Below are 9109 nucleotides of genomic sequence, written 5' to 3'. Positions count from 1 at the left end.
ACCCCTGTTACCGCCGTGAAAGGGCGGTGTCCTAGGCCTCTAGACGAATGGGACACATTTGATACGTTATACTCTGTATCGAGTGAATACTCATTGATGTCTGTAGGCTAAACACCAGTGCTAGTTACCTATAATGAAGCACAAAACCCTAAGGATTCGAACCCCTGTTACCGCCGACTCTTTATAAACCAAAGTGGACGATGTCCTAAGCTCTATTTCTAGACGAATGGGACACAGTTGATACGTTATACTCTGTATCGAGTGAATACTCATTGGTGCCTGTAGGCTAAACATCAATGCTAATATCTATTTAAAGATAGTTAAGTAAGTGGTGGAGCTACACGGGATCGAACCGTGGACCTCTTCACTGCCAGCGAAGCGCTCTCCCAGCTGAGCTATAACCCCTCTTACTTAATGCTTTTGGATATGCTACTAGAAAAAACTAACATCATGTCTCAACTGCGAGGCGCATTCTATGCAGCATACCCAAAAGTGTCAACTCGTTTTTTAGGAATTTATTCTATCTGCTACAAATTCAATCGCTTTGGATATTCTTTGTGCAGATCTTTCTTTTCCGATTAAGAACAAGGTTAGATCTAACGCAGGAGACTGCCCTGCGCCTGTCACGGCAACACGTAAAGGCATACCCACTTTACCCATACCGACATCAAGTTCAGTTGCTGTCGCTTCAATAACGTGGTGAATATTCTCTACACTCCAATCATTTAGCTCAGATAATTTTTGATTAAACAATGTTAGAGGCTCTAGTGCAACGCCACGTAAATGCTTTTTAGCTTGGGCTTCATCAAAATCTGCAAAGTCTTCATAGAAGTATCGGCTTGAAGCGGCTAACTCTTTTAGCGTTTTCGCACGTTCAGATAGTGCCGTAACAATTTCAGTTAGCGCTGGGCCATTACTAGTATCAATTTTCTGATCATCCATATGCCACTGTAAATGCGATGCGACATAAACAGGATCGAGAGACTTGATATAATGTTGGTTTAGCCAAACGAGCTTATCAGTATTAAAAGCTGAAGCCGCTTTATTGATATCATCTAATTTAAACAGCGTTTTCAACTCGTCCATTGAAAATATTTCTTGATCACCATGAGACCAACCTAAGCGAACAAGATAGTTTAATAGTGCTTCAGGTAAATACCCGTCATCACGGTACTGCATAACGCCCACAGCACCATGACGCTTAGATAGCTTGGCGCCATCGTCACCTAGAATCATCGACACATGAGCATATTCAGGAATAGGTGCGCCTAATGCTTTAAGGATGTTGATTTGGCGTGGAGTATTATTGATATGATCTTCACCGCGTACAACGCAGGTGATGCCCATATCCCAGTCATCGACTACAACACAGAAATTATAAGTAGGTACGCCATCGGTACGCTTAATAATTAAGTCATCAAGCATATCGTTAGAAATTTCGATACGGCCACGAACGTGATCATCAAATATCACACTGCCTTCGATAGGGTTTTTAAAGCGAACAACAAAGGGCTCATCAGTATCAAGAGGTGCAAGGTTACGACAGCAACCGTCATATTTTTGTTGTAGACCTTGTGCAGCTTGCTCTTCACGCATGCTTTCAATACGTTCACGAGAACAATAACATTTATAGGCAGTGCCTTTATCAAGCATTTGCGCAATAATTTCATTGTAACGATCAAAACGCTTAGTCTGGTAGTAAGGGCCTTCATCCCAAGTCAAACCTAACCAGTTCATACCATCAAGAATAGCGTCACAGGCTTCTTGAGTTGAACGTTCAATATCAGTGTCTTCAATACGAAGTACAAATTCACCATTGTTAGCACGAGCGTGCAACCATGAATAAAGTGCTGTTCGAGCACCACCTACATGAAGAAAACCAGTTGGACTTGGAGCAAAACGCGTCTTGGTAGTCATAATCGGACACTAACCTATTTATAAACGTCTAAAGAAGACAAACAAAAAAATGTGACGCTATTCTAACAGTCAAACCCAGCAGTTGAAATGGCGGACATCTAAACCTAGGGTTGTTTTTGAATTTTCTTTATTATTGAGTACAATCTCTTGTTCAACAAAGCATCAAAGCGAACAATTTTAGCCCGACTGGCAATATTTTAAATAAAAAGCGTTGACAGGTTTTGCTTGCCCCCTATAATACGGCCCCACACAGCGAGGTCGATTAGCTCAGCTGGGAGAGCACCTCCCTTACAAGGAGGGGGTCACTGGTTCGAGCCCAGTATCGACCACCATATTTTTATTTATGGAACATTACTGTTAATTATATCCCAGGTCGCTTAGCTCAGCTGGGAGAGCACCTCCCTTACAAGGAGGGGGTCACTGGTTCGAGCCCAGTAGCGACCACCATATAATTTTCATAAGTTTTTGTGTGGAGTCCCAGGTCGCTTAGCTCAGCTGGGAGAGCACCTCCCTTACAAGGAGGGGGTCACTGGTTCGAGCCCAGTAGCGACCACCATATCTTTTATAGATTGATGGACTCAAAAGTAAAATATCCCAGGTCGCTTAGCTCAGCTGGGAGAGCACCTCCCTTACAAGGAGGGGGTCACTGGTTCGAGCCCAGTAGCGACCACCATATTTTACTAACAGTTATAAAAAGATAGATATCCCAGGTCGCTTAGCTCAGCTGGGAGAGCACCTCCCTTACAAGGAGGGGGTCACTGGTTCGAGCCCAGTAGCGACCACCATATCAATTTAGTTTTGCGCTATATCCCAGGTCGCTTAGCTCAGCTGGGAGAGCACCTCCCTTACAAGGAGGGGGTCACTGGTTCGAGCCCAGTAGCGACCACCATCTAGCTTCATCATCAATATCAAACATCATCAAACATCATCAAACACCATCAAAAATAATCCCAACCTAATTAAACAAAAGATCATGATTTTTTGATTTCCATTATCATATCTGTTCATTTTTGCTGTTGGTCTAATCGCGAATATAGCTGTTTATGTTGAATCCTATTGTTTATACCACAATAAAAAACCACTCATTGTGTGAGTGGCTTTTGCAGTAGAGGTGAGTTACAAACTATCTCGGGTAGGTTTTAATCTAAACCCAAAAAACCACCGGTTTGGTGAGCCCAAAGCTGTGCATATATGCCTTTAGCGTCAATGAGTTCTTGGTGGGTTCCTTGCTCAACAATACAGCCTTTATCTAATACAATTAGCCTATCCATAGCTGCAATCGTCGACAGTCGATGCGCTATCGCTATCACTGTTTTGCCTTCCATTAATTCATACAATGATTCTTGAATCGCGGCTTCAACTTCAGAGTCGAGCGCTGATGTTGCTTCATCAAGTAATAAAATGGGTGCATTCTTTAGTAATACTCTTGCAATGGCAATGCGTTGGCGTTGGCCACCAGATAGCTTGACTCCGCGCTCACCAACTTGGGCATCGAGTCCTTTGTTACCAAATGGGTCAGTTAAATTATCAATAAACTCCGCTGCTTGTGCTTGAGTGATAGCAGCTACTAGTTGCTCGTCACTGGCATGTGGATCGCCGTACAAAATGTTTTCACGAATTGAGCGATGCAGCAAAGATGTGTCCTGAGTAACCATACCAATGTTTGCCCGTAATGAGTCTTGGCTAATATCTGTTATAGGTTGGTCATCAATGAGTATTTGGCCTTTTTCAACATCATGAAAACGCATTAGTAAGTTTACTAACGTCGACTTTCCTGCACCAGAGCGTCCTACTAAACCGACTTTTTCGCCCGCTTTAATATTCAGGTTTAGCTGTTCAATGACTCCTGCTTTTTCGCCATAATGAAAACTCACTTGGTTAAAATCGATTTTACCCTGATCAACAGTAATGTCTTTGGCGTTGGGTTTATCTTGAATCGCAATCGGTTTCGATAAAGTATTCATTCCATCGGTAACGGTACCAATGTTTTCAAATAGCGAACTGATTTCCCACATGATCCACTGTGACATACCATTTAAACGAAGGGCTAAACTTACAGCAATGGCAATTGCGCCAACCGTAATCGCATTGTCAGCCCATAACCAAATAGATACCGCAGCGATAGTAAACGCCAACACGTAATTAATGATTTGTACTAAGACATTAATGATCGTTACCAGGCGCATTTGGCCATAAACAGTTTTTAAGAAATGTGTCATGCTGTCTTGCGCATAGTCAGCTTCTTGGGTGGTATGTGAGAACAGCTTTACGGTAGAAATATTGGTATAACTGTCAACAATACGTCCGGTCATGGTTGAACGAGCATCGGCTTGCTCTGTGGATATCGCCTTTAACTTTGGCACTAATTTCCACTGAATTAAGACGTAAGCAGCCAACCATACCAGCATCGGCAGCATCAGGCGCACATCAGCAGCGGCAATCATCACCAGCATCGAGGTGAAATAAACCAAGATATACATGAGAACGTCGAGTAATTTCATCACCGTTTCACGGACCGCAAGCGATGTTTGCATAACCTTAGTTGCTATTCGTCCGGCAAAGTCATCTTGATAAAATGAGATGCTTTGCTTGAGCAAATAGCGATGTGCTTGCCAGCGAATCGCCATAGGGTAGTTGCCCAATAGTGTTTGATGCACGATAGACGCATGCAGCCAGACAATCAGCGGAATAACCACTAACACAAGCACCGACATGATAATTAATGTTGTACCTTCATCTTGCCATAAGGTTTGCGGGTTTTTGGTCACTAACCAATCGACTAGTTTGCCCATAAACCCAAAGAGCGAGACTTCCAACATCGCCAATATGGCCGTTAGCACCGACATCACAATTAAAGGTAACCCAAATCCGCGGGTATAATGGCGGCAAAATGCATACAGGGTATTGGGGGGCTGGGTCGGCTCTTCTTGTGGCAGTGCTTGGGTCAATGATTCAAAAAATTTAAACATCTAATGCTCTAACGTCATGGTGAAAATTCTGCTGACTAGGATAACGTAAATCTACCAAATGTAATCGGTTAAATTGTTACATTATACGAAACGATTGAGTTCCGTTTTCCGCTAGTCGTGGTTGTTGTGTTTAGGTAAGATAATTACTCAAATACGCAGTGCACTGAAAAAGGTTCAGTTTTTCTATTGCGCTTGACTAAAGTTAACGAGGCTAACGGAATTAATGGTACAGATTAACAGCGATTGCAATATTACAGCTCAGATCTGCCAACAGGCGAGATTGAGTCGTGATGCACGCTTTGATGGTCAATTTTTTACTGGGGTACTTACCACCGGGATCTATTGCCGCTCAATCTGTCCCGCCCCAGCGCCCTATGAAAAAAATGTTCGTTACTTTGATTCTGCTATAAAAGCGGCGAATGCAGGGCTCCGGCCTTGCCTGAGATGTCGACCAGATAGTGCTCCAAGCTCCTTTGCGTGGTTAGGCACTCAAACAACATTAATGCGAGCCATCAAGTTAATTGAACAAGGCTTTTTAAGTGGCGACAACGCTGGAACTGTCGAATCATTGGCACAAAAGCTCGGCATTAGCAGTCGCTACCTACATAAACTCTTTAATCAAGGAATGGGGACATCGCCTAAACGCTTTGCGTTATATCAGCAGTTGATGTTTGCTAAACAGTTATTACACCAAACACAATTATCAATGACTGAAGTTGCTATGGCTGCAGGTTTTAATAGCATCAGGCGGTTTAATGAATTTTTTAAACAACAGTTACTGTTAACCCCGAGTGATTTGCGCCAAAAAAGCCGAGGTTCAACGGACGACACTCATTCTTATAACGATAACCAAGTGAGAACTTACATTAAACCAATAACATTAGCATTATCTTACCGACCGCCTCTGAGTTGGAGTAAAATGTTAGCTTTTTATGCATTTCGTCAGGTCGACAATATGGAAGTTATTGACGATGAGTTAGGTCGTTATGGTCGAACATTTTCATTTGATGGGGTTGACGGTTTTTTTTATGTTTCGCCTAATATCGATAAACCCCAGCTGGATGTGAGTATTTACTTACTAGATGCTAACGATATTAAATCATTACATCATATTGTATTGCAATTACGACGTATGTTCGATTTAGATGCTGACATGGTCGTTATTCGCCAAGCATTGTTACCCATTATTACATTAGGAGCTCAAATTGACTCTGGCTTGCGTATTCCAGCCACGGGCAGTGTGTTTGAAGCTGCTTGTAGAGCTGTGTTAGGGCAACAAGTGAGTGTATTGCAAGCGACTAAGTTATTAAATTTACTGGTTAAGCATTATGGTACAACACTTCTCATTGATGGTAAGACTTGGCGATTATTTCCGACGCCAGAAACTATTGCTGCAGCATCATTGGATGAACTAAACATGCCTGGTGCTCGAAAATTAGCATTGAATGCATTGGGGAAATTTGTACATCAACATGCAGACTCAACACCTGACGACTGGCTTGAAGTAAAAGGTATTGGTCCGTGGACTGTCGCGTACGCTAAGATGCGCGGCTTAAGTGATCCAGATATGTTTTTGAGTTCTGATTTAGTTATCAAAAAGCGCTTGTATGCGTTACATGAACAGGCGGGTCAATCCATTGAAACACCAAAATCATATTTAAGTATTGCTGCTGATATGACAAAACAAGCATCACCTTGGGGCAGTTACTTAACCTTTCAGCTTTGGGATTACGATCCAATCGCTGCCAAAAACGGATAATTTTATGAACCATTTTACGTCGCCTAAGTGCCATGCCTTAGTTACGAGTCCTGTTGGCTTACTGTCGCTTAAAGCATCTGAGCATGGATTAACCCATTTACAGGTTGAGGATCTGGCTCAAAGGAGTTTAACGGTAAACGTTCATGCTGTAGTTGCTTTACCGCAAAGCGATATCGAGCCTGATCGCGCTATATTACTAGAGGCGCAGCGCCACATTGATGAAACTGTGATTCAGTTAGCTGAATATTTCGCTAAGACAAGGCAACAATTTGATGTGACCTTAGCGCCGAAAGGGACTGTGTTTCAACAAGAGGTTTGGCAAGCATTGAGTCAGTTGCCATTTGGAATGCGTTGCAGTTACAGTGATATCGCTAATACCATAGGTAGGCCTAAAGCGGTCAGAGCGGTAGGTGCAGCAAATGGCGCCAATCCGATAGCGATAATTGTCCCTTGCCATCGCGTGATAGGCAAGGGCGGCAAGCTAACTGGTTATGCTTATGGGCTTGAGATGAAACAGTGGTTACTCGACTTAGAAGGGATTGAACAAATTCGTTAATTTATCTGACTGCTGGGGTAAAGTACGTTAAAATGCGCGATTGATATTCATTTTTTGAGCGCATTTGATACATGACCCAAGCTTCTCTCGCGACGACTTTTGCTGAATTTGGCCTGCATACTCCATTGTTGGCAAGATTGGCTGAGCTTAATCACCTTCAGCCGACCCCTATTCAAGCTGAAACTATTCCAAGCACGCTAACTGGTAAAGATTTACTAGCAGGTGCCAATACCGGCTCGGGTAAAACAGCTGCTTTTGCGCTACCGATATTGCATCAATTAGTCAGTCGTCAAGCTGTATCATCTAAAGGAAATTTTGTTAGTGCGTTAGTTTTAGTGCCTACAAGAGAGTTAGCCAAGCAAGTTGCCGACAGCTTTAAATCCTATGCGGTTCACTTAAATGGTGACATTAAAGTGGTTGCGGCCTTTGGTGGTGTGTCTGTTAACACTCAGATGTTAGCATTGCGCGGTGGTGCTGATGTCGTGGTCGCAACACCAGGTCGTCTGCTCGATTTAGTTTCGTCTAACGCATTAAAGCTATCTCAAGTGTCAACTTTAGTGCTTGACGAAGCTGACCGTATGTTAAGCCTAGGTTTTACTGAAGAGCTTACTCAGGTGCTTGACTTACTTCCTAAGAAAAAACAGACGCTATTGTTTTCTGCCACTTTCCCTGATGAAGTTCGCCAACTAACGCAAGCGCTGCTAGTCAATCCGCTTGAGATACAATTACAAAGTGCTGAAGCAAGCACCTTAGTTCAGCGTGTCATGACGGTTAATCGTGAAAAAAAGACTGCCTTACTGGCTCATCTGCTTCAACAACATCAATGGCGTCAAGTGCTCATTTTTGTCGGCGCTAAAAATAGTTGTAATCATTTAGCTCAAAAATTAGCTAAACGTGGTATCACTGCTGAAGTCTTTCACGGAGATAAAGCGCAAGGTGCGCGAAGTCGAGTATTGGAAGGTTTTAAAGCCGGCGAGATTCAAGTGCTCATTGCAACAGACATTGCTGCCCGTGGTCTTGATATTGAAAAATTACCAGTGGTAATTAATTTTGACTTACCGCGCAGTCCAGCAGATTATATGCATCGAATTGGTCGAAGTGGACGTGCAGGAGAGGTCGGTTTAGCGTTGACCTTGCTGTCCCATGATGAGTATCATCACTTCAGTGTTATCGAGAAGAAGAATCAGATCCGCCTTGAGCGTGAACAAGTTGTTGGATTTGAGGCTGATGATGTAGTGCCCGAAAACGTGCTGGAACAACCTAAGCCAATGGCTAAGCCTGAAGGCAGTGGTAAAAAGAAACGTAAAAAGTTGTCCTCAGTTAATGTTGATATTTGGGCTAAAAAACCAGATTAGTAGTAGGTAATATGAAACATATTTTTTGGTTAGTTGATGGACAAGTTGCAGGTCGTAGTGGTCCAAACAAAGATGCATGGAACTTAGCTGAGTTACAGCAAGCGGGTTTCGGTGCAATTGCATCATTAAACAATGGTGAAGGTTGCGACACTAAGGCCATGGCAGAGTTAGGTATTCGTCATAAAGTATTTAATTTACCTGACAATATTCCACCTGAGCCTGAGGATTTAGCCATTTGTGCTGAAATACTACCTCAGGTACTCGCATTTATTCGTGAGTGTGAAGCTGATAATTTACCTGTGTTACTTCATTGTCGTTCAGGCATTAATCGTACTGAAGTGGTAATGGCTTATTACATGATGGAAAATGGTGCTGCGCCCTTACATGCCGTTAGTCAAGTGCGTAATGCCAGTGGTTTAGCGTTTGATGCTGATGGTTGGGATCAGTTTGTGTATGACGTGCTCTACGAGCTCCAATCTGCTTCAAACTAATTGAGTTAAATTTAAATATTGCATCAGGGAGACAATAGATGAGATCAATCATTGATTTCATC

The 9109-nt window shown here is 42.8% G+C and carries 6 protein-coding genes and 7 tRNA genes; 10 read left to right on the top strand and 3 right to left on the bottom strand.

Annotation, left to right across the window (positions count from 1 at the left end; genetic code table 11):
* Positions 1-329: 329 nt before the first annotated feature.
* Together GW828_RS18760 and gltX are read right to left on the bottom strand one after the other, a co-directional pair.
* A tRNA-Ala gene (locus GW828_RS18760) sits at positions 330-405 on the bottom strand.
* A gap of 102 nt (positions 406-507) precedes the next feature.
* Positions 508-1917 (bottom strand): glutamate--tRNA ligase, encoded by a 1410-nt coding sequence (gene gltX / locus GW828_RS18755; RefSeq protein ID WP_273059648.1) that lies wholly within the window; start codon positions 1915-1917, stop codon positions 508-510.
* Between the two features lie 256 nt (positions 1918-2173).
* Between gltX and GW828_RS18750 the strand changes: the two genes are divergently transcribed.
* The 6 genes from GW828_RS18750 (at position 2174) to GW828_RS18725 (ending at position 2806) form a co-directional block, all read left to right on the top strand.
* Positions 2174-2249: transfer RNA gene (locus GW828_RS18750), tRNA-Val, on the top strand.
* Between the two features lie 39 nt (positions 2250-2288).
* Positions 2289-2364 (top strand) — tRNA-Val (locus tag GW828_RS18745).
* A gap of 33 nt (positions 2365-2397) precedes the next feature.
* Positions 2398-2473, top strand: a tRNA-Val gene (locus GW828_RS18740).
* A gap of 41 nt (positions 2474-2514) precedes the next feature.
* Positions 2515-2590: transfer RNA gene (locus tag GW828_RS18735), tRNA-Val, on the top strand.
* A gap of 36 nt (positions 2591-2626) precedes the next feature.
* Positions 2627-2702, top strand: a tRNA-Val gene (locus GW828_RS18730).
* 28 nt (positions 2703-2730) lie between these two features.
* Positions 2731-2806: transfer RNA gene (locus GW828_RS18725), tRNA-Val, on the top strand.
* A gap of 250 nt (positions 2807-3056) precedes the next feature.
* On the opposite strand, the gene GW828_RS18720 is transcribed toward GW828_RS18725, so the two are convergent.
* Entirely contained in the window at positions 3057-4886 is a 1830-nt protein-coding gene (locus GW828_RS18720; protein ID WP_273059646.1) for an ABC transporter ATP-binding protein, read from the bottom strand.
* A gap of 223 nt (positions 4887-5109) precedes the next feature.
* Here GW828_RS18720 and GW828_RS18715 point away from each other — a divergent pair, with 223 nt between their 5' ends.
* The 4 genes from GW828_RS18715 to GW828_RS18700 all read left to right on the top strand — a co-directional run bounded on the left by GW828_RS18715 (position 5110) and on the right by GW828_RS18700 (position 9047).
* Positions 5110-6645, top strand: a complete 1536-nt coding sequence (locus GW828_RS18715) for a DNA-3-methyladenine glycosylase 2 family protein (RefSeq protein WP_273059644.1) — start codon at positions 5110-5112, stop codon at positions 6643-6645.
* Between the two features lie 4 nt (positions 6646-6649).
* On the top strand, positions 6650-7201 hold the full coding sequence (locus GW828_RS18710; protein WP_273059642.1) for a methylated-DNA--[protein]-cysteine S-methyltransferase: 552 nt from the start codon (positions 6650-6652) through the stop codon (positions 7199-7201).
* Between the two features lie 71 nt (positions 7202-7272).
* Positions 7273-8556 (top strand): DEAD/DEAH box helicase, encoded by a 1284-nt coding sequence (locus GW828_RS18705; RefSeq protein WP_124016287.1) that lies wholly within the window; start codon positions 7273-7275, stop codon positions 8554-8556.
* Between the two features lie 11 nt (positions 8557-8567).
* Complete coding sequence (locus tag GW828_RS18700) at positions 8568-9047, top strand: dual specificity protein phosphatase family protein (protein WP_124016288.1); 480 nt, start codon at positions 8568-8570, stop codon at positions 9045-9047.
* Positions 9048-9109: the final 62 nt, after the last annotated feature.

Origin of the sequence: Shewanella vesiculosa (assembly GCF_009994065.1) — a bacterium.
GTDB lineage: Bacteria > Pseudomonadota > Gammaproteobacteria > Enterobacterales > Shewanellaceae > Shewanella > Shewanella vesiculosa.
The sequence above is the reverse complement of the archived record's forward strand: the minus strand, read 5'-3'. Positions and strand labels throughout refer to the sequence as shown.